We start from the raw sequence: 20530 nt of genomic DNA, 5'->3' as shown, positions 1-20530 counted from the left end.
CGGGGCGGCGCGGGGAAATTATGCCGGGGGATTCCGGTGAAGGGAGTGTGGAATATCTGCAATTAACTTTTCCCACTGGTGCAAAATTTATTGACATCGGCGTTGGCTGGGATAACTATAAAAGTGCACACGGGGATAATAATGATCGCGCCCGGTGACGTTGCCGGACAAAGATCGTGCAGGGAGAGGAAAAGGAAAGATGACGAAGGACAGGCTGTTCATATCGTCGCTGGCCGTCGGCGCCAGCATCATCGCAATGGCAGTGCCCGCCTGGGCGCAGGAAATGGCCGCGGCGGCGCCCGCGCAGGAAGATGCCGTGCCCCAGGCCGCGGCGCCGGCGAGCAATGCCGACATCGTCGTGACGGGGTCGCGCATCGTGCGCGACGGTTATACCGCGCCGACTCCGGTGACGGTCGCATCGACGGAGGAACTGGCCAAGACGACGCCCTCGGGCGTGGCCGACGCGCTCAACAAGCTGCCCCAGTTCAACAATTCGCTGAGCCCATCCAAGTCGGCGAATAATTTCTCCAACCTGCCGATCCACGGCAATGTTCTGAACCTGCGCGGCCTCGGCACGCCCAGCAACAATCCGAAGGGGCCGTTGCGTACGCTGATCCTGTTCGACGGGATGCGGGTTTCGCCCACCGAATATGTCGGCACCATCGATACCAACGTCCTGCCGCAACTGCTGATGCAGCGTGTCGACGTGGTGACGGGGGGCGCTTCGGCCCAATGGGGTTCCGATGCGGTCGCGGGTGTCGTCAACTTCATCCTCGACAAGAAGTTCACGGGCTTCAAGGGCGTGGCCCAGGCAGGCGTGGACCAGCGCGGCAATAACGGCAACCAGCGGCTGGGCGGCGCATTCGGCGCGGATTTCGCCGGCGGCCGCGGCCATGTCCTGCTGAGCGCGGAATATTCCAACAGCGACGGCATGTTGCGGCAGGACCGCGACTTCGCGACGCAGGGCTATAATTTCGTCGGCAGCGTGACATCCACCTGCGCTCTTTCCGCCAACGGCCAGTCGCGCACCTGCACGGCGGCGCCGGGCACGGTTGCCAATCCCTATGTGGTTGCGCCGGACATCCGCATCTCCGCCCTGGCCGCCAACGGCCGTATCGTGGGGTCCAGCGTGGCCGGCAATCCGTTCGTCGGACGGGTCATCAACAATGACGGCTCCACCCGCCCGTTCAACCTGGGGACCGTCGTCGGTACCACCGGCTTCCAGCAGGGCGGCGACGGCTACAAGATTCCCGACGACACCAATGCGATCTCGCCGCTCACCAACTATAACGGTTTCGGCCGGGTCAGCTACGACCTGACGGACGACATCAATTTCTTCGTCCAGGGGCTCTACGCCCGCAGCAAATATCATTATTTCACACAGGGCAATTCGCTGATTCCGGCGACGCAATCGGCGCGCATCTACAAGGGCAATCCCTATCTCTCCACTGCGCTCGACGGCGCGCTGACAGGCGCGAACGATTATTATGTCGTCGGTCAGCAGGATGCAGGCCAGCCCAAGCCGATCGCCTATGAAAAGACCGATTATTGGACGGCGACGACCGGCCTTGCGGGCAAGTTCGACGACTTCAACTGGCAGGTGACCTACAGCCACGGCGATTCGAAGCATTCGATGGACAATGTGGGGCTGTACGACAACCAGAAGCTCTATGCCGCGCTCGACGCCGTGCGCGATCCCTCGACCGGGCAGGTCACCTGCCGCGTGCTGCTGAACCCGACCTATGCCAGCCAATATGCCGGGTGCAAGCCGATCGACGTGATGCATGGCGATCCGTCGAAATCGACGCCGGAGGGCTACGCCTATGCGACCGGCACCTCCAGCTATCGGGCGCGCTTCAAGCAGGATGCGATCGCCGCCAATATCAGCGGCAGCCTGTTCGAACTGCCGGCAGGCCCGGTCGACATCGCGGTGGGCGTGGAATATCGGCGCCAGTCCCTGCGCCTAACCAGCAATGCCGATCCGTCGCTGCTGGACACGGATGCGGAGCGGGAAGCCTATTTCGCCGGCTTGCGCGGCGTCCCTCGGGCGGAATCGGCGACGGTTCCCTATCCCACCGGCTCGATCAACACGCTCTTCTATTGGCTGACCAATGTCGGATCGGCGGCGGGCAAGCTGAACGTCAAGGAAGCCTATGCCGAACTTGCGGTGCCGATCCTGAAGGACACGCCCTTCTTCCGCGAATTGAGCGTGAACGGCGCGATCCGTGTGACCGATTACTCCACCTCCGGCACGGTCAAGACCTGGAAGGTGGGCGGCACCTGGAAGCCAGTGGACGACCTGCTGCTGCGCGGCACCTATTCGCATGACATCCGCGCGCCCAATCTGTTCGAACTTTATGCCGGCGCGCAGAGCGGCATCGGCATCGTCAATGACGTCAGGAGTGCGGACGGGAGCTATGGCAGCGGCCAGAACGTCAATGCCAACACGGTGACGTCGGGCAATCCCAATCTGAAGCCGGAAGTGGCGGACACCTACACCTTCGGCGCGGTGTTCTCGCCCAGCTTCCTGCGCGGTTTCTCGGCCTCGATCGACTATTACAACATCAAGGTCGACAAGCTGATCGACTCCCTGTCGGCGCAGCAGATCCTGACCAACTGCCTCAATGCCGGCGGATCGGGCGTTGCGGAATGCAATCTGATCGAGCGCGCCAGCCCGACCAGCTTCCCGTCGCTGATTCGTCTGACCCCTGCGAACATCGCCTTCCTGAAGACGGCGGGCATCGATTTCGACTTCACCTATCGCACGGCGGTCGGCAATGGCGGGCTGGGCCTGCGGCTCTACCTCAACTATCTCGACAAGTTCGATGCCCAGCAATATGCGGGCGCGCCGATCGCCCATTATGCGGGCGTCAGCGTCGTCACCAGCAACCCGCAGGGTTTTCCGCGCTGGCGCGGCAACCTGACGGTGGACTATACCAATGGCCCCTTCGGCCTCACCATTGGCGAACAATATATCGGCAAGATGCGGCTCGATATTCCGGGCGGCGCGACGCCGATCCAGTTCGTCAATCCCAAGGTGAAGCCGGTCTGGTACACCGACCTGACGATGCGCTACACCATTCCGCATGGCGATGGCGGCAATTTCGAATTCTTCGCGACGGTCAACAACCTGTTCGACAAGAAGCCGCCGCTGATTCCCGGCACCGTGCCGGGCGTCAACCCGCCGACCAATATCGCGGTGTACGATATTGTCGGCCGCGCCTTCACGGCCGGCGTGCGCGTCAAATTCTGACCGGTTCCTCAGGGCGAGGGCGAGGGGCGGGAGCAGCGATGCTCCCGCCCTTTTCCATGGGCTAAGCGCCTGATCCGCGCCCATATGTGTGCGAAGAGCGGCAGGCTGCGTTGCATCCAGCCCGCGCAGGACGGTATGCTGCGCTGCGTCAATCGCCGGCTGGTTCCGGCCAATTGGGCATCGGGCTCGGTCGCCTGGCGCCCAACCCATGATGAGGGATGAGGGTCCGTGCATCCGGGGTTTCCCGGAATGGATTCCTGCGTCCTTTCATGATCGGTTGGCCGTCGGTCGAAAGCCGTTTGAAGAAGGAGAATAGTGATGCGGATCGTTATGACCGGCTCGGGCTATGTCGGCCTGGTATCCGGCGCGTGTCTCGCGGATTTCGGCCATGATGTCATCTGCGTGGACAAGGACGCGCGCAAGATCGAGTTGTTGCAGGGCGGCGGCGTTCCGATCTACGAGCCGGGCCTTGCCGATCTGATCGCGCGCAATGTGAAGGCGGGTCGCCTGACATTCACCACCGATCTTGCCGGATCGGTTAGCCAGGCCGATGTGGTGTTCATCGCCGTCGGCACCCCCGCGCGGCGAGGCGATGGGCATGCGGACCTGAGCTATGTCTATGCCGCCGCGCAGGAGATCGCTTCCAACCTGAGCGGGTTCACCGTCATCGTCACCAAGTCCACCGTTCCGGTCGGTACGGGGGACGAGGTCGACCGCATTGTCCGCGAAACCAATCCCGATGCGCAGTTCGCCGTCGCCTCCAACCCCGAATTCCTCCGCGAGGGTGCGGCGATCCAGGATTTCAAGCGCCCTGACCGCATCGTCGTCGGCATAGAGGATGAGCGCGCCCGCCCCGTGATGGAGGAGGTCTATCGCCCCCTCTACCTCAACCAGGCGCCGATCCAGTTCACCGGCCGCCGGACAAGCGAACTCATCAAATATGCCGCCAACGCCTTCCTGGCGATGAAGATCACCTATATCAACGAAATTGCCGAACTGTGCGAGAATGTCGGCGCGGACGTCCAGCAGGTGGCGCGCGGCATCGGTCTCGATAACCGGATCGGTTCGAAATTCCTTCATGCCGGGCCGGGCTATGGCGGCTCCTGCTTCCCGAAGGATACGCTGGCGCTGGTCAAGACGGCCGAAGACGCCGGCGCGCCGATCCGCCTGATCGAAACGACCGTGGCGATCAACGAAAGCCGCAAGCGGGCCATGGCGCGGAAGGTGGTCGCGGTCTGCAACGGGTCGGTGCGCGGCAAGACCATCGCCGTGCTGGGCTTGACCTTCAAGCCCAATACCGACGACATGCGCGATGCACCGTCGATCGCCATCATCCAGGCCCTGCAGGACGGAGGCGCGCAGGTGCGGGCCTATGATCCGGAGGGGATGGATGCCGCCCGTACGATGATGGCGAATGTCGAATTCTGCGATAATCCCTATGTCGCGGCGCAGGGGGCTGCGGCGGTCGTCATCGTCACGGAATGGGATGCGCTGCGGGCGCTCGATCTGCCGCGCCTCAAGGGCATCATGAGCGGCGACGGTCTGGTCGACCTGCGCAACATCTATCGTCCGGCCGATGCCGAGGCGGCCGGCTTCGCCTATGTCAGCGTCGGCCGCGGCGCCACGCCCGAGATAGAAGAGTTGGTTCAGGCGGCGGAATAAGCCGCGACCGAAATCCCTTCCCTCGCGGTAAGGGCTGGAACAGGCGCGCTCCCGGCCTTGTGTCGGGAGCGCTTTTCATTTCCGGCGTGGAAATCCCGGGTCATATCGATTCTGAAAACATGGCCAGGTTCAGCCAGTTTTCAGCATGTCCACCAACAACTCGTCGCAAATTCCGAAAGGATACGACGAGTCGTCGTTGACCCGAAGTTTTTGTTAACCTTCTTGGGGGACCCTATTGGGGTTAACTGCGGGGGTCGCAACCATGCCTGTCAAAATGACTGGCTCCATTTTTGGAGCCGGAATGCTTTGTATTTTCGCAGCGGGAGCCGCTACGATCATGACTGGGGGGTCGACATCGAATATGACGTCGACTGCAACCAGTACCAGTTCGCAGCTTCTTTCCGCCACGAACTCCACAACGATAACGTCGTCGACGATCAGCGGTTCCACGACGATGAACATTGTCTCTGATTTTTCCGATTTCGACTTCGCCAATGGGACGAAGCTGCCGGCAAAGGCGACGCTGTCGCTGGGCAATGCGAGCTTTCGTCCGGGCAGCAGCGTGGCCTATGTGCCGGTGACGCTGGATCGGCCGACGCCCAATACGGTGATCGCGCGGATCATCACGGTCAACGGATCGGGCACCTATCGCGCACTGTCGGGCTATAATTACCAGACGGTCGACACGGTGGTGATCTTCCGCCCCGGCGATCCGCTGGTGCAGACCGTCGCGGTGCCGATCATCGGCGCCACGGAAGGCCAGCAGTTCCAGGTCAAGCTGCGGGAGGCGCCCTGGGGCGGCCTTCAGGGTCAATCGACCGCGACGATCATGGCCAGCAGCACGGCCATCGCAACCGCTAGGGCGACGGGTATGTTTCGCGAGCCGCGAAGCTTCGCGGCGACCGGCACGCTTCAGTTCGAACTGCTCAAGGACACGCATAGGCGGTCCCCCGATGGCGGTTGGGACCGCTGGGCGACTTCGCTTGCCCATGGCCGGACGCAGATCGCCAATGGGGAAACCGGCCTCTATCTCGATTCCAGCATTTTCCCCGGCATCGAAGGGCCGGTCTATTGGGGGACGAACGGACTAGTCCTGCATACGCAAAAGCTGAAGACGCCGATCAGCTATGGCGGCCAGACATGGTATTATGGGTCGTCGGTGCTCGACGGGCGCAATTTCCTGGCGACGCAGATCGGCTATGGCCAATATGAATGGGAAGCCAAAATGCCCAGCCGGCGCGGGTCATGGCCTGCCTTCTGGCTGGTGTCGACCAGCGGCTGGCCGCCCGAGATCGATATTTATGAAGGGTTCGGCTATCAAAGCTATTGGGGTTTCGACCGCCATGTCGCCCATACCCTGCATATCGGGGCCAACGGCACCCGTTACGATCAGCGGGGCGTCACGATCCAGACGCAGCAGGCCTATGGCCTCAGCGGCTATTCCCAGGGTTTCCATCGTTTCGCCGTGGACATCCAGCGCGATTACATCACCTGGTTCGTGGATGGGGTGGAAACCTATCAGTCGGTCAATCCCTTCCGGGGCTTCCGCTTCTATCCCATCATGGACGTCGCGGTGAAGACCGATGGCGCTTATGATGACGGGTCGGGCGACATGGTCGTCAAGAGCTTCAAAATCTACAGCGCGCCATAATGGCTCGCCCCGTAATAGCTGCGCGCGCCTCCTGCCAGGGCATAGAGGCGCGCCCAGCTCTTGACCCACTGTCCGGCGATGTCCACCCGACGCGCGCCGGGCAGCAACAGGGCCGCCAGTCCCGCGGTCCGCAGTCCCAATATCGCAATCGACCGGGCCAGCAGCTTCGCGCCGCCGATGCGGCCGGGCAGGGCCTTGCGCCGCGCCATGGTTTCAGTGCAGCCGATGCGCCACATGCGTTTCAGCACCCATGAAAGGCGCGCCCGCTCCGCCGGCACCCATTCGCTGACCCGTGCATCGGGCGACCAGCCGAAGCGGGCGCCTGCCTCATGCAGCCGGGCCAGGAAATCCAGATCCTCTCCGCCGCTGCGGTTGAAGCGCGGATCGAAGAAGGGCGCGCCGATCATTGCAAAGGCGCGCCGGCCGACCAGCAGGTTGTTGCTTGCCCAGAGCATGCCGGTCGCCCCCCATGGGCGTTCCTCCGCGCGGAAGACCAGCGTTTCGCGCGCCCATCGCGGCGGCTGCCCCACGAAGCAACTGCCCACCGGCCCGGCAACGACATCCGCGCCCACCTGCGCCTGACAGATCAGCAGCGCGTCCAGCCAGCCGGGTTGCGGCCACTCATCATCGTCGATCATCGCCAGGAAACGCATCGCCGGGTCGTCCAGAGCGGCGGCGGCGATGGCATTGCGAACTGCGCAGAGCCCCGGCTGCGTCACCGTCAGCAGCGTCACGGGCAGGCCATATCCCTCCGCCAGCAGGGACCGGACCACGGCTGCTCCCTCCTGCCGGACCGGATCATTGTCCGCCACCAGCACCATCACATCATGGCGGTCGGTTACGCCGGGCAGGGCCTCCAACAGGTGGCGGAGCTGTTCGGGCCGGCGGAAGGTGGGAATGGCGATCCAGACCGCGGGCATCAGGCGGCCGCCTCGACCACGGGCTTGCGGCTCCGTCCGCCGCGCTGGAGCCATTTGATGAAGCGGTGCCCGCGCACCTCCACCAGCGCATAGCTCGCCCAGCAGAGCAGCCAGGTCGCCACCAGCATGGCGAGGACGATCAGTCCGTCGAAGCCGGTGATTCCATGCCTGTGCGCCACGCCCATGCCGCGGGCGAACACGTCGCGCACCAGCGGATGCCAGAGATAGATGGAATAGCTGATCAGGCCCAGATGGAAGCTGACCGGATTGGCCATCACCGCCCGCGCCGCCGCGCCGTTATAATAGCAGCTCAGCACCAGCGCCGGCATCAGGCAGACCACCAGCAGATCGGCCTTTCCAGGCAGCAGCAGCGCGAGCGCGATGAGCCCGCAGATCATGGCGAATGCGCCCGTCCGGTCGATGAGCCGCCGGCACCACGCCTTCTCTGCGCAGCGATAGCTGAGAACGCCCAGCGAGAAACCGGCGAGGCAGCGCAGCAGCGTCAGCACGCTGTCGCTGTCATTGACGTCCAGCGGACCGCTGGAACCCCGGCCCGACAGCGCCACCAGGCCCAATATTCCGACGCACAGCAACCCCTGCACCCATGCCCATCGCGAGAAGGCGATGATGGCGATCAGCGGGTAGATGAGATAGGCCGCGACCTCCGTGCTGACGGACCAGCTGTTGCCCGCGATCGGCTCCGTTCCCCAACCCCAGCTCTGCACCATCAGCAGGTTGGTGAGGATGTTCGGCGCATCGAGCGCGATCGCCTGGCTGCCGGAGATGTTCAGGACGATGCGCGCCATGAACACCAGCGTCACGATCAGGTGCAGCGGCCATACGCGCGCCATGCGGTTGACGAGGAAGTCGACATAGCTCGCCCACCCCAGATGGTTCACCACCCGGTCGTGATAGCCGAAGGAGATGACGAAGCCGCTCAGGATGAAGAACAGGTCGACCGCCAGATAGGCGCGGGAAAAAAGCGGCAGGCGAAACGCCTCGAACGCCGGATTATGCGGGATGTGGTACAGCAGCACCGACACCGCCGCCACGCCGCGAAGGCCGGTCAGCGAGGAAATTCTCATGCGCCTGCGCTCCTCATGGCGGGGGCCGCGTCGAAGGCGGCGGCTATGGCGTCCCACAGCGGCTTGCGGCGCATCCCGCCGTCCAGAGGCAGGCCGCGCGACAACTGGCCGTCGGGCCACTTGTAATCCTTGAAACTGGACAGCCAGCTATAGCGGTCCGACAGCCCCCAGCAGAGCACCGAACGCATCGCCGGATTGTCCAGCGCCACGTCCAGAAAGGCCTTGGCGACGGAGGCGACCTCCTTGTCCCGCTTGTCCGGATTGGGTGGCCCACCCCGGTCCGCGACGTCGAATTCCGTGATGGAGAGGGCCAGCCCATAGCCGCTGAGCTGCTCCAGAAAGCGCGCGAACAGGGCCTGGTTGAAACCTTCCCTATAGGGCTTCAGATGCCCTTGTATGCCGACCGCGTCCACCGGCACGTTGCGCGCCATCAACCGGTCGAGCAGCTTCAGCAGAGCAGTGCGGCGGCGCTCGCAGCGGGGGGAGTCATGTTCTATCCCGAAATCGGTCAGGAACCGCATGGGCCGGGGATCGACTTCCCGCGCGTGGTGGAAGGCGATGTCGATATAATCCTCGCCCAGCGCATCCATCCACATGCTTTTGGCGCGCATGCCGTCGGCGCGGCCGTCATTGGGCTCGATGGCTTCATTGACGACGTCCCATTCGCGGATTTTGCCTGCGTAACGGCGCATGGCGGTGTCGATATAGCTGGTCATCAGCGTTTCGCGTTCGGCACGGCCGGCGGCCTTCAACGCCGGTTCCAGCCAAGGCGGTTGCGCGGCGTACCAGACCAGCGCATGCCCCCTCGCGCGCATGCCATGCTGCTGTGCGAAGGCGATGATCTGGTCGGCGCCGCTGAAATCATATTTGCCGGGTTTCGGCTCGGTCGTGCCGCGCTTCAGTTCATATTCCTGGACCACCATGTCGCACTCCCGGGCGACGGCGGCGGTGAAATCGGGGTCTTCGCGCAACTGGCGCGACTTGATCGCCGCGCCGAAATAGCGGCCCGACTTGCGGGCATGGGCTGAAAGCCCTGCCGTGCCGCCGACCTGTGCGGCGCTCGGCTGGATGGGGGAGCAGGCGGAAAGCGCCGCCGCGCCCGCCAGGAATTCACGCCGCCTCACAGCCTCTGCCCCTTGCCGGCGAGCATGTGGGACAGGTCGATCCAGCGGTCGGAAATGCGGCGATAGACCGGGTCGGGCATCACGATCTGCAACAGCACGGTCGCCGCCAGGCGGGGACCGAAGGCGCCCCGGCAGACGGCCCCCAGATAGTAGCGCATCGCCTGCCGCCTGCTGGTCGGCCAGATGCTTTTCGCGGCGTGCCAGCCCATATAGGCGGAAAAGGCGCGCGGGCTGATATGGGGGCGCAGGTCCCGCAGCCAGGTCAGGCTGCCGATGCTGCCGCGCACCTGCGAAAGCCGGTCGTCGGCATCGCGGTCGGCCCATATGGTGCCGGGCCGTTCCGTCATCAGGAAGCGCGCCCCGGCCAGCGACAGGCGCAGGGCGAAGTCGGTATCGTCGCCGAATTTCACATCCTCGCGATAGCGCACCTTCTCCGCCAGCGTCCGGCTGAGGGCCATGCTGCTGGTCTGGATGAAGCCGCGATCGCACATCAGATAGCGGTCCATGGTTTCGCCATGGGCGATGGCGCGCGGCGGCTTGAGGAAATTGCGTCCTTCGCCACGGTCGGCCAGCACCTGGCCATAGGCGACGACATCCTCGCTCTCCTGCAACAGGGGCAGCAGGTCGGCAAGATGGTGCGGCAGGAACCGGTCGTCGCAGTCGAGAAAGGCGATATAGCGTCCGCGGGCATGGTCGATGCCCTTGTTCCTCGCGGCCGCCGCACCGCGATTTTCCTGCACGATGACCTTGAGACGCGGATCGTTGATCGCGCCCAGGGCAACTTCCGTCCCGTCCGTCGATCCGTCCACGACCACGATCACCTCGATGATCGCGACCGTCTGTTCAAGGGCGGACATGACGGCGGCCACCGCCGCGTCGCGCCGCTGATAGGTGGGGATCACCACGGAAAACAGCGGCGCGGCGGTGGCAGCCTTCAGGCTGGACGGAGGTTGCCAGGCGGTCATCACGAACCGGCTCCACTTGTGGCGGCCTCGGCCTTGCCGAAGCGCAGGACGAAGCCGTTGACCAGCGATCGGTAGAGCGGCTTGGGCAGATAGGATCGCAGCACCTGCCGGGCGATCACGCGGGGAGGAACGCCGCCCGCCACCATGCCCACCGCCAGATCCTTGATCGCCACCACCGGCCTGATCGGCGCCATATGATAGGCCAGCACGGTTGCGCGATAGCCCCGCCGCGCCCGGTTGGTGAGCATGTGGCCGCAGCGGTCGAGCCAGTCGAGCGAGGTTTCATAGCCCTTCACATAGGATGTCCGGCCCGCCTCCGTCGCGTCGAGCCAGATGGTCAGCGGCTGGTCGATCATCCGGAACCGGGCCCCCGCGCCCTGGAGCCGGACGCAGAAGTCGAGATCCTGTCCCTTCTTCAAAGCCGGGTCGAACAGCACATGCTGCGCCATGCCGGTCGGCACGACCATGGTGCTGGTCTGCATGAACTGATTGGCGCAGAACAGATATTCCCCGACATCCTCGCCCTCGCGAATGCCGCGGTCGGGCCTGATCCAGTAGCGGTCGACGCCCCGGTCCACCTTCATGCGGGAATAGAGCACCGTTCGCCCGTCATCTCCCGCCAGCGCCTTCGCCATGATGGAAAGCTTGCCGGGAAGGAACAGGTCGTCGGAGTCCAGAAAGGCGATATAGCGCCCGTCGGCCGCCATGATGCCGGCATTGCGCGCCGCGCCGCCGCCGGCGTTATCCTGCCGGATATAGCGGACGCGCGGATCGCCTATCGCGTCGATCACGGGGCCGGGATTGTCCCGCGAACCGTCGTCGATCACGACGATCTCGAAATCCTGCCAGTCCTGCGCCAGCACGGACCGGATGGTGTCGCCGACGATTTCCGCCCGGTTGTAGAGCGGGATGACGACGGAGAAAAAGGGTTGCTTGCCCAGCGCGGCATCGCTCATGCGCCATGCACCTTTCGATATTCTTCATAGTGGAATCCGGCGAGCCCGGCGATCTTGCCGGCCGCGCGATAAAGCTTGCCGAGCCGTTCGACCCGCTTGCCCCGGTCGAACGTCGCGACAGCGCCCAGCGATCCGACGAGGAATCCCGCGACGATGCGCGGCGCTTCGCCCAACAGGGCGCGCAGCCGGCCCCTGTGGAAACGCTCCACCATCATGTCGGTCATACCGACGCGATAGCCGCGCATCAGCAGCCATCGGGCGGTGACGCGGCTGGCGGGGATGAGTTCGGTCACGACCGCCTCCTCCGACCAGGCGAAGCGGAAGCCGGCGCGCTGCATGCGGGTGAACAGTTGCTTGTCCGACCCGCCGGTCAGCGCCATGCGCTCGTCAAAGGGGCGCTCCCCCATGGCGCGCAGGGCCGTGGCGGCGATCAGCACATTGGCGGTGCTGTCCACCAGCGCGACCGGGCCGGACTGCCCGCGTTGCTTGGGGGCGAGCAGGGGATGGCGCGCCGCCCAGGGAGCGATGGCGCTGTCCATCTCCCGCAGCACGGCGCCGCCGACCACGTCCGCCTCCCAGCGCTGCGCCGTATCGGCCATGGCGTCGATCCACCCGGGGGAGGCTGCCTCGTCATCGTCCAGCATGGCGACATGGGTCGCGCCGGGCCGCGCCAGCGCGGCGGCGACGAGCGCGTTGCGCACCAGCGGAATGCCGCGTTCCGCAACCAGCAGGGCTTCGATCGGCCAGCGATAGCCTTGGGAAGCGAGCTGCTCGACCACGGCGAGCCCTTCCTGATGGGCCGCGTCATTGTCGGCCACCAGCACTTCCAGATGGTGCCGCGTTTGTTGCGCAGCGAGAGATTCCAGGGTCCGGCGCAATCCCTGTGGCCGGTTGCAGGTGGCGATGCAGACGATGATATTAGCCATGGACGCTCTCCTGCTGGAGATGGTGGCGCCGGGTCCATTGCGGGCGCGGCTTGGCCTTGAAAGTGGCGTGGGCGGCCGCGATGGCCGCGAGGAAGATCACCCAGACCTGGCGATCCTTGTCGAAAAAGCTGGTTTCGAGCAGGTTCTGGTACATGACGAACACCCAGATGGCGAAGGCGGGCACCATCAGCGCCTGGTTCTCCCTGGTCGAGCCGGTCAGGAACCAATAGGCGGGCAAGGCAAGGAAGCTGACCAGCAGCATGATGAGGCCCAGCGGCCCGGTCGTCACCCAGATTTCCAGATAGCCGTCATGCGAATGGGCGGTCAGCATCTGGAATTGCTGGTTCAGATAGTCATGCGCGGGGCTGTTTACGCCCACCTGCCAGAAGCCGCCGAAGCCCGCGCCCAGATAGGGATGATCGGCCAGATAATCGAACACCACCCGCCAGATCGATACCCGCCCGGTGAAGCTGGTCGGATCGGCGAACAGCCGCTCGATGGTCGGTTGATAGGCGATGTAGAGCGCCAGGAAGCCCACCATGCCGAAACCCAGCATCAGCAGCAATATCGCGCGCTTCTGCGTGTTGTCGCTCAGCGCCCGATAGATGTTGCTGATCGCCAGCATGCCGACGCACAGCGCGAGCGAAGTCTTGCTCTTAGTCCCGATCACGAAGACGAACGCCATGACCGCGAACAGCGCATAATACCATTTGCGCCGGTCGATCCATGCATTGCCGCAGACGATGAAGGTCAACGCCATGACGGCCCCGGCGATATTCTTGTGGAAGAAGAAACCGCGCCATGCGCCGATCAGCGCCTTGTCGCTTTCGGTCGGTGGATGGACGGCGGCGGGTGTCAGCGGCAGCGACACCCAGCAGATGATCAGCGAGACGATCAGCGCCGCGCGCAGCGCGTCGAACAGCCGCTGCGGCCCTATCAGGGACAGCGCGCAGAAGGTGATGTAGATCACGATGAGCTGCTGCATCGCCCGCTTGAAGGACACGAACGGGTCCACGCCCCAGGTGCAGGAAATGAAGAACCAGACCAGCATGATCGCCAGCGGCCAGAAGGTGAATCTATATTGCAGCGGATGCTTGCGGATGATCTGCACGCCGGTCAGCAGCAGGGCGAAGCCGATGAACAGCATCTGCTTGAACAGGTCCGACCCGTCATTTTCCTGCGCCATCGCCACCAGCTCGTCCTGCGTGCGGGAGGCGAAGGGTTGCTGGCCGATGAAGACCATCATCAGGAAGACGAAATAGAAGATCTGGGTGATCCAGATCATGCGCATGCTCTGGCCGCCGCCCGTCTGTGCGGGGATGGCGGCGACACCGCCGCGATGCCAGCTTGTCGCCATGGTCAGGCGGCTCCCCGCTGATCGCGCCGCCATTTGCGGTCGAGTTGCCAGATGCCGAGCATCATGACGAGCTGCGACAGCACGACCCCGCCGATGGAGAAGACGGGCGCGGTGCCCAGCACCAGCAGCGTCACGGCGACCAGCCCGACGCCGCAGCTGCGCATGCTCTGCGCGGCGAGTGGGCGGAAGGCCTTGCGCGCCTGGGTCATCACGCTCATCGGCGTCTGCACGCACTGGACGAGGGAGAGGAGGGCGCACAGGCCCACCGCGACCATCACCAGCCGGTGGTCCAGCGTGGGCTTCAGGATCAGGCCTGGAAAGGCATAGAGGGCAATCGCCGCCACGGCGCAGGTCGCCAGCCACAGCATGACCAGCGCGGCCATGAAGACCCGTTCCGACCTGATCGCCGCGTCATGATCGCCGCGCGCCACGGCCCGGGTCATGCGGGGCCGCTCCAACTGTGTGAGGGCGGTGATGCAGACATTGACCGGGCGGAAGAACAGCATCCCCACGGCGATCGGCGCGAAGGCGGTCGGCCCGGCGAGCAGCGTCACGATATAGCTGTGCGAATTGGAGGTCGCCTCCGTCGACAGCACGCCGACCAGCGTCCAGGCCGACTGCTCCTTCCACACCGGGCGATAGGCGCCCATCGCGCGGGCGGGCGCCATGGCGAAGTGCCGCCGCAGATAGGCGAGACCGAAGGGGAGCAGTCCGACCAGGCTGGCCGCCACCAGCATGCCGCCGATGGCGGGCATGTCCGCGCCGGTCCGCATCGCGATCAGCAGTCCGGCGAGGATCGTCCCTGCATAGGCGAGGTCCGATCGTGCAGCCCTTGCCGGAGCATGATGCGCATAGGCATTGGAGCGCCCGAACCAGCGGATCAGCGACAGCATGCCCGCCATCCCGAACAGCAGGGCGGCGGCGGGAGAGGCGGTTGCCCAGGCGATGGCGGCGCAGATCAGTCCCTGGCTGGCCGCCAGCATCAGGTTGACCGGGAAGAAGAAGTCGAAGCTCCGGGCATCGGCATCGTCTCCCTGGTTCACCGCGATGGTGTAGGGCGTCGACACCAGCGCATTGGACAGGCCATAGCCGAACTGGATGATCACCAGCAGGAATGCCAGCGTGCCGATGGCCGCCGTTTCCAGATGGTGGATGGAAAAGAGCTGGACCAGCAGATGGCTGACCGAGACGATCGCCGACGACAGGCTCGCCAGCCCGAAGCGGCCGAACAGGCTGCCAAGGCGCCGGACGCGGCCCGTCGGAAGATTTTCAGCCACCTGGGCTTCAGCCATGGCGATGTTTCCAGATCAGCCAGAGGGCGTGCGGATTGGTGGTGATGTAGCGCCAGGCCAGTTCTTTGGGCCGCGTCGCCATGCGGTGCAGCCATTCGAAACCGGACTTCTGCATCCAGAGCGGCGCGCGCGGATAGTCGCCGGTGATATAGTTGAACAGGCCGCCGCAGGTGACGATCCAGCCGGCCTTGATCCGGTCGCGATTGCGCACGCAAAAGGCCTGCTCGCGCGGCTTGCCGGTGCCGACCCAGAGGACGTCGGGCGCGGCGGCATTGATCGCGTCGATCACCGCATCCTCTTCCTCCGGCTTCCAGAAGCCGTTGCGCCGTCCGGCGAGCTGAAGACCCGGCGCCAGCGCAAGGATCTCCTTCGCGCAGGCGGCGTTCACCTTCTCCTCGCCGCCGAGCAGATAATAGCTGACCTGAGCCTCCGCCGCCGGTTTCAGGCTGTCGATGAACATGTCCGTCGTGCTGGAGCGGTCCGCGATCTGCGGTCCGCCGAACCAGCGGGAGGCCGCGACGATGATCTGTCCGTCGGCATGGATCAGGTCCGCCTGCGCCAGATTGGCGCGGAAGTCCGGATCGGTGGCGTTCATCGACAGGCCCTGGCCGTTGGCGTCGAACACCAGCGACGGCTGCTGTTCCAGGCTACGGCGCAGGGGCGCTTCCACCAGCATCTTCGCGATCAGCGCATCCAGCGACAGGGTGGATACGGGCAGGCCGCCGACATGCGCGACGGGGGCTTCATTCCCTATGCCCGGACCGATTCCGGGAGAAGGAAGGGGCTGGGGACGCGCCAGCGCTTGTTCGGCGCTCATGCAATCACCGTCCCGGCGATCGGTACGCCATGCCGGTCCAGATCGTCGATGACCCGGCGCATGTCGGCAATGGCGGTATCGCCGCGCCGCGCGACGATCACGACGGCGTCGAAGCCCGCCAATATGCTGCCATAGGGCGTCTGGTCGCCCTTCCGCTCCGCAAGGTAGAACAGCATCGACGTGTCGCGCAGGCCCCAGCCATTGGCCGTTTCCGCCAGCGGGCCGCGCGTCACGAGGCTCGCCGCGCTGCCGGATGCGCGACCGGCGGTCATCAGCCACAGGCCCTCCACCGCCGTCCTGGCCGCGGGCAGCAGCGCGGCGCTGCCCATTAATTGTTCGGCCAGTCCTGCCTTGTTCGCGATGCGGAACAGCCGGTCGAGCGAAGGCCGGCCCATGTCGACGTCGATCAACATCGTCTGCCCGTCCATCTGGGCCAGCACGACGGCAAGGTTCGCCGCCATGATCGCAGCCTCGTCGCCTGCCTCTATGGCCAGCACCGCCAGCCGCAGGGCAGCGGGATCGCCCTCCTTGGCCGCGGCGCGCATCTTGGCGCGGATCGTCCGCACCTTGGCGGCATAGGCATTGGCGGGGTCGAAGGCCGCGACCACCAGCGGATCGACCCGCTGGTCGCCCTCCGGCAGCAGGGCGAAGCCGCCCTGCAAGGCCGCGAGCATGCCCGCATCCTCCGGGTTCAGCAGCCCCAGGTCAACCGCCGCGTCATGCAGCGCCAGCCCTTGGGATCGGGCATGCGCCTCGACCTTGTGCACATCGGCTTCGGCCAGGAAACCGTGCTCCACCGCCAGTCGGGCGAAATTATGGCTGTCGCGGGCGCGGGGACGCAGCGCGGCGCCGCCGCCTGCCCTGCCGCCCGAGGCCAGTTGATGCGGGGCGCCCGCCGTGGAACGCAGTCTCATGCGGCCTCCTGTTGCTTGAAGAACTTGGCCTGGCGCGCAGGGACCGGCACCAGTTCGGTGATGACATCGACCTCGGTGGCGCGGGCGACGCCGGCCGCGGAACGAACGCGGGGATGGACGATCTCCATCAGGATGACGGCAGCCACGCCGCCGACCAGGCCAAGCGCGATCCCGCCGATCAGCCACAGCATGATATTGGGCTTGGCAGGCAGCAGGGGCACGGTGGCCTCATCCAGCGGACTGGCATTGGGTTGGGATATCTGGCTCTTCAGCACCGCCTCGTTGAAGCGCTGCCGCACCGTGTCATAGGTCTGCCGCGCGGCATCCACGTCGCGCTGGAGGACCATGAGCTGATCCTGAACGTCCGACATGCGGATCATGCGATCCTCCTGCCCCGCCATGTTGGACTTGAGGTCGCCCTCCCGCCGGCTGGCCGCCACGCTGTTGGCGCTGACCGCGCCGGCCTGGCTGGCGCGCGCCGCCGCCAGCTTGGACTGGAGTTCGGACAGTTGGGCGGCCGCCGCCGCCATGGTCGGATGATTGGGGCCCAGGGTCTTTTGCAGTTCGGATACCCTGGCGGACTGCGCCGCCACCTGTTCCTGCAAATTCTGGACGATCAGCGATCCTTCGATGTCGGAAACGCTGCCCGCACCGGCCTTGGACCGTGCGGCCGCCGCTTCCGCCTGCGCCTGGGTAAGCTGATAGGACAGGTTCTTCAGCTTCTCCGCCTCAAGGTCCATGCGGTTGATGCCGATGATGTCGTGCGCCCGCTGGAAGTCCGACAGCTTCTTTTGCGCGATCTCATAGCGACGGCGCACTTCCTCCGTCTGCTCGTCGAACCATTTGGCCGATCCGCGCGCCGGGGAGGCGCGCAGTTCCACCTGTTCGCGCATGTAGATCCGGGCGATCAGGTTGGCGACCTTTGCGGCGACCTGCGGATCGGCGTCCAGATACTGGATCTGGAGCACGTTGCTCTGCCGGCCGGTGGTGATGGTCATGTTCTTCGCGACCGTGGCGGCTGCCGCCTGCACCCGTGCATCGGCGGGCATGTCCGTCGGCATCGCATTGACGAAGCCCGCTTCCCTTGCCACGGCGTTCATCACCTTGCCGCTGCGGATGATGTCCGTCTGCGTGCCCAGGATGGAATCCGTGTCGGGCTTGGGCCCCTGCGCCGTATTGGTGTCGGTCGGATCGGTCTGCGAAAGGTCGAGCAGCAGCGACGCCGTGCCCATATATTGCCGCGGTTGCAGAAAAGCGGTGATCGCGACGAGCAGGAACAATATGCCCCCGATCATCGCCGCCGTGCGCCAGCGCGCCTGAAGCGCGGCCAGCAAATCCATCGGGTTCATGGTCATAGCCCGTCCACTCCCTTGAGCAGCGCGCGCATCTCCTCCGCGGGCGATTGCACAGGCGGTGCGCTCTGCACCGGCTGCTTCGCCATCAGCAGCAGAAATTGCGGCGCCAGCGTATCCTCGAACATCCAGAGCTCGCCATTGGGCGTCGCCACCAGCGCGGGCTGCAGCCGCATCATCGCGTCGCGTGCCTGGCCTTCGTTCACCGACCCGCCACCCAGCACCTCATGGCCGAGCTTCACGAGCCGCTCATAGCTGATGGCGGACATTTGGGAGGCGACGACGGCGGCAAGAGCGATCATCCGCCGCGTGGAACCCGCTTCCCACAGGATGCGGCGGAACAGCGCATGGGTCTGGCCGCTCATTTCCTGCCAATCCTCCAGCGCGGAGAGCAGCCCCTGCTCGACATCGGACAGCAGCATCCGGTCGCGCGCGGCCGATTCCGTCACCAGCGCGGCCGACATGCCGAACAGCCGCGCATGATAGGGCGATCCCATGGCCGCGCTCGACAATGCGTCGAGCGCATCCTCGTCGATGGAAAGCCGGGCGTTGGAGGCGCAGGACAGCAGCAGCCGCTCCAGCTCCGGCTTGGGGATCGGCGCGACCCGCTGCGGCACCAGATGGCGGCGCAGCGAGGGGTGGGCGGCAATCAGCCCGTCAATGTCGCTGGCGATGCCGACCAGCACGACCTGTACCGGCGAGTGGATGTCGGTCAGCAGCTTCAGCAGCGTCGCGACGTCCTGCTTGGCCGTTTCCGACTGCACCCGGTCATATTCGTCGATGATGAGGATGGAACGCTCCCGCACTTCCTCCACCAGCAGGGCGGAGAGGCGGGACACGTCCAGCGGCTCGCTCATCATCTTGCGCGCCCGTTCCTGTCCCGCGCTGCTCATCGGCAATTCGGTCAGGAAGGGACGGAAGAGGGAGTCGAAATCCGCTTCGCCATTGGCGGATGCATAAAGCGCGACGCATCCCGCCTCGTCCGCCAGATCCCCGAACACGCGGGCGAGCGAGGTCTTGCCCGATCCGCGCGTGCCGAAGATCACGGCATGCTTGCGTTGCACGACGATCGCCTCGACCAGCTTTTCCAGTTCGCTGTTGCGCCCTGCCAGTCCATGGCGGTCGGTCACCGGCATGGCGGTGTTGAACGCCGCATAGATGCTGTCGCGGCGCAGGCTGATGGGTTTGATCGGCGCGGCCATGGCGCTCATGGAGAGCGGCCGGTGCGCCGCTTCCTCCGGCTGCGCTTCCGGCGCGTCATGCCGGAAGCCGGGCAGGGCGGGCACGTCCAGATGCAACGGCACGTCGTCGGGTATGACGCGCTCGTTGCGCTTTTCGCCGCTGCGCGTAAGGGACAGAAACCTGTCGAAAATACCGGATTTCTGGCTGGAGCGTGAGTGCGCGAAGCCTTGATCGAGTGTCGTCAAAACAGCTTCTCCCGGATGATGAGGACGTCTTCAGGCTTGACCGGATCGTCCAGCTTGGCCTGTATTTCCTTCCCCTCCCGCCGGACTTTTATCCTTTTGGTCGAACCCGCCAGCGTCGGTCCGCCCGCCAACGCCAATGCCTGCCGGAAGCTTTGCCCCGGCACATAGGAGAAGGCGCCGGGCTGCTGGACCTGGCCGTAGACATAGACTTTTTCCGCGGGCGGCACGAACAGTGTGTCGCCCGCCTTCAGCGGCCGCATCGCGCCCGCGCCCATATCGGCCAGCGAAATGCGTACTGGCCCGCTGCCGTCCGCAGGCGTCAGGATGACGGCATTGGCGCCGTCCTTGGTCGAACCGCCGGCCTTGGCGAGCATCGACGCCACCGTATAATCCCGGTCGAGCGGATAATTGCCCGCTTCCGGCACATTGCCGAGCACGGTGACGAACCGGCTGACATAATTGCTGACCTCCACGCTGACGGACGGCTTGGTCAGATAGCCGCCGCTGGCATAGCCGGCCGCAATGTCCTGCGCCAGTTGCGAGGTCGTCTTCCCCTTGGCGGAAACCGGCCCGACCAGCGCAAGCAGGACGGTGCCGTCCTCCTTGATGCGCGTGGTCGTCGACAGGTCGGGCTGTCCGAAGACGGAGATTTTCAGCTCGTCATTCGGACCGAGCTGATAGCCTGCGCTTGCCGCCTGCGCGGCAGTTGCAGTCGCCGCCGCGTTTCCGGCGGCGGTCTGGGCAGTCGCGGCCATCGGACCTGCAATGATGAGCAGGGTCGAGATGGATTTCAGGAGAGTATCGGCTTTCACAGCTCATGCTCCCAATA

The 20530-nt window shown here is 65.1% G+C and carries 17 protein-coding genes; 3 read left to right on the top strand and 14 right to left on the bottom strand.

Translation table 11 applies throughout. The features are described from left to right. Positions 1-199: 199 nt before the first annotated feature. Both EGM87_RS07210 and EGM87_RS07205 read left to right on the top strand, forming a co-directional pair. The gene (locus EGM87_RS07210; protein ID WP_044662426.1) at positions 200-3253 is read left to right on the top strand and encodes a TonB-dependent receptor domain-containing protein; all 3054 of its coding nucleotides are present in this window, start codon (positions 200-202) and stop codon (positions 3251-3253) included. Between the two features lie 318 nt (positions 3254-3571). Continuing rightward, positions 3572-4915: a UDP-glucose dehydrogenase family protein gene (locus EGM87_RS07205; protein ID WP_025548811.1), complete on the top strand. Its 1344-nt coding sequence runs from the start codon at positions 3572-3574 to the stop codon at positions 4913-4915. Positions 4916-5128: 213 nt separating this feature from the next. Here EGM87_RS07205 and EGM87_RS07200 read toward each other — a convergent pair whose 3' ends face one another. Then, positions 5129-5377: a hypothetical protein gene (locus EGM87_RS07200; RefSeq protein ID WP_130029977.1), complete on the bottom strand. Its 249-nt coding sequence runs from the start codon at positions 5375-5377 to the stop codon at positions 5129-5131. A gap of 43 nt (positions 5378-5420) precedes the next feature. On the opposite strand from EGM87_RS07200, the gene EGM87_RS07195 reads away from it, so the two are divergent. Then, entirely contained in the window at positions 5421-6566 is a 1146-nt protein-coding gene (locus tag EGM87_RS07195) for a glycoside hydrolase family 16 protein (RefSeq protein WP_044663164.1), read from the top strand. On the opposite strand, the gene EGM87_RS07190 is transcribed toward EGM87_RS07195, so the two are convergent. The 13 genes from EGM87_RS07190 to EGM87_RS07130 are packed head-to-tail and all read right to left on the bottom strand — an operon-like array spanning position 6551 to position 20513. Further along, on the bottom strand, positions 6551-7486 hold the full coding sequence (locus EGM87_RS07190; RefSeq protein ID WP_044662425.1) for a glycosyltransferase family 2 protein: 936 nt from the start codon (positions 7484-7486) through the stop codon (positions 6551-6553). The genes EGM87_RS07195 and EGM87_RS07190 overlap by 16 nt on opposite strands. Beyond that, positions 7486-8571 carry an acyltransferase family protein gene (locus EGM87_RS07185; RefSeq protein ID WP_044662424.1) on the bottom strand — a complete coding sequence of 362 codons (1086 nt, stop codon included), beginning with the start codon at positions 8569-8571 and terminating at the stop codon, positions 7486-7488. The genes EGM87_RS07190 and EGM87_RS07185 overlap by 1 nt, the downstream gene beginning before the upstream one ends. Then, on the bottom strand, positions 8568-9695 hold the full coding sequence (locus EGM87_RS07180; RefSeq protein ID WP_044662423.1) for an endo-1,4-beta-xylanase: 1128 nt from the start codon (positions 9693-9695) through the stop codon (positions 8568-8570). Before EGM87_RS07180 ends, EGM87_RS07185 begins: the two co-directional genes overlap by 4 nt. Beyond that, a complete protein-coding gene (locus tag EGM87_RS07175) occupies positions 9692-10660 on the bottom strand; it encodes a glycosyltransferase family 2 protein (protein WP_025548804.1) in 969 nt (322 codons plus the stop codon). Before EGM87_RS07175 ends, EGM87_RS07180 begins: the two co-directional genes overlap by 4 nt. Then, positions 10660-11616 carry a glycosyltransferase family 2 protein gene (locus EGM87_RS07170; RefSeq protein WP_044662422.1) on the bottom strand — a complete coding sequence of 319 codons (957 nt, stop codon included), beginning with the start codon at positions 11614-11616 and terminating at the stop codon, positions 10660-10662. The genes EGM87_RS07175 and EGM87_RS07170 overlap by 1 nt, the downstream gene beginning before the upstream one ends. Continuing rightward, positions 11613-12542: a glycosyltransferase family 2 protein gene (locus EGM87_RS07165; protein ID WP_044662421.1), complete on the bottom strand. Its 930-nt coding sequence runs from the start codon at positions 12540-12542 to the stop codon at positions 11613-11615. Before EGM87_RS07165 ends, EGM87_RS07170 begins: the two co-directional genes overlap by 4 nt. Beyond that, complete coding sequence (locus EGM87_RS07160; protein ID WP_044662420.1) at positions 12535-13932, bottom strand: O-antigen ligase family protein; 1398 nt, start codon at positions 13930-13932, stop codon at positions 12535-12537. Before EGM87_RS07160 ends, EGM87_RS07165 begins: the two co-directional genes overlap by 8 nt. Next, the gene (locus EGM87_RS07155; RefSeq protein ID WP_044662419.1) at positions 13902-15191 is read right to left on the bottom strand and encodes a polysaccharide biosynthesis protein; all 1290 of its coding nucleotides are present in this window, start codon (positions 15189-15191) and stop codon (positions 13902-13904) included. The genes EGM87_RS07160 and EGM87_RS07155 overlap by 31 nt, the downstream gene beginning before the upstream one ends. After that, positions 15184-16008 (bottom strand): WecB/TagA/CpsF family glycosyltransferase, encoded by an 825-nt coding sequence (locus tag EGM87_RS07150; RefSeq protein WP_025548798.1) that lies wholly within the window; start codon positions 16006-16008, stop codon positions 15184-15186. The genes EGM87_RS07155 and EGM87_RS07150 overlap by 8 nt, the downstream gene beginning before the upstream one ends. Beyond that, positions 16005-16922, bottom strand: coding sequence for a P-loop NTPase family protein (locus EGM87_RS07145; RefSeq protein ID WP_037511814.1), 918 nt, complete (start codon positions 16920-16922; stop codon positions 16005-16007). The genes EGM87_RS07150 and EGM87_RS07145 overlap by 4 nt, the downstream gene beginning before the upstream one ends. Further along, positions 16919-18277, bottom strand: coding sequence for a GNVR domain-containing protein (locus tag EGM87_RS07140; RefSeq protein ID WP_007685675.1), 1359 nt, complete (start codon positions 18275-18277; stop codon positions 16919-16921). Before EGM87_RS07140 ends, EGM87_RS07145 begins: the two co-directional genes overlap by 4 nt. Next, positions 18274-19701, bottom strand: coding sequence for an ATP-binding protein (locus EGM87_RS07135; RefSeq protein WP_044662418.1), 1428 nt, complete (start codon positions 19699-19701; stop codon positions 18274-18276). The genes EGM87_RS07140 and EGM87_RS07135 overlap by 4 nt, the downstream gene beginning before the upstream one ends. After that, entirely contained in the window at positions 19698-20513 is an 816-nt protein-coding gene (locus EGM87_RS07130; RefSeq protein ID WP_025548792.1) for a polysaccharide biosynthesis/export family protein, read from the bottom strand. The genes EGM87_RS07135 and EGM87_RS07130 overlap by 4 nt, the downstream gene beginning before the upstream one ends. Positions 20514-20530: the final 17 nt, after the last annotated feature.

Source organism: Sphingobium sp. RSMS, assembly GCF_005406185.4.
GTDB classification, from domain to species: Bacteria; Pseudomonadota; Alphaproteobacteria; order Sphingomonadales; family Sphingomonadaceae; genus Sphingobium; species Sphingobium fuliginis.
Note: the sequence above shows the minus strand (reverse complement) of the source record. Positions and strands in the feature narration are given on the sequence as shown.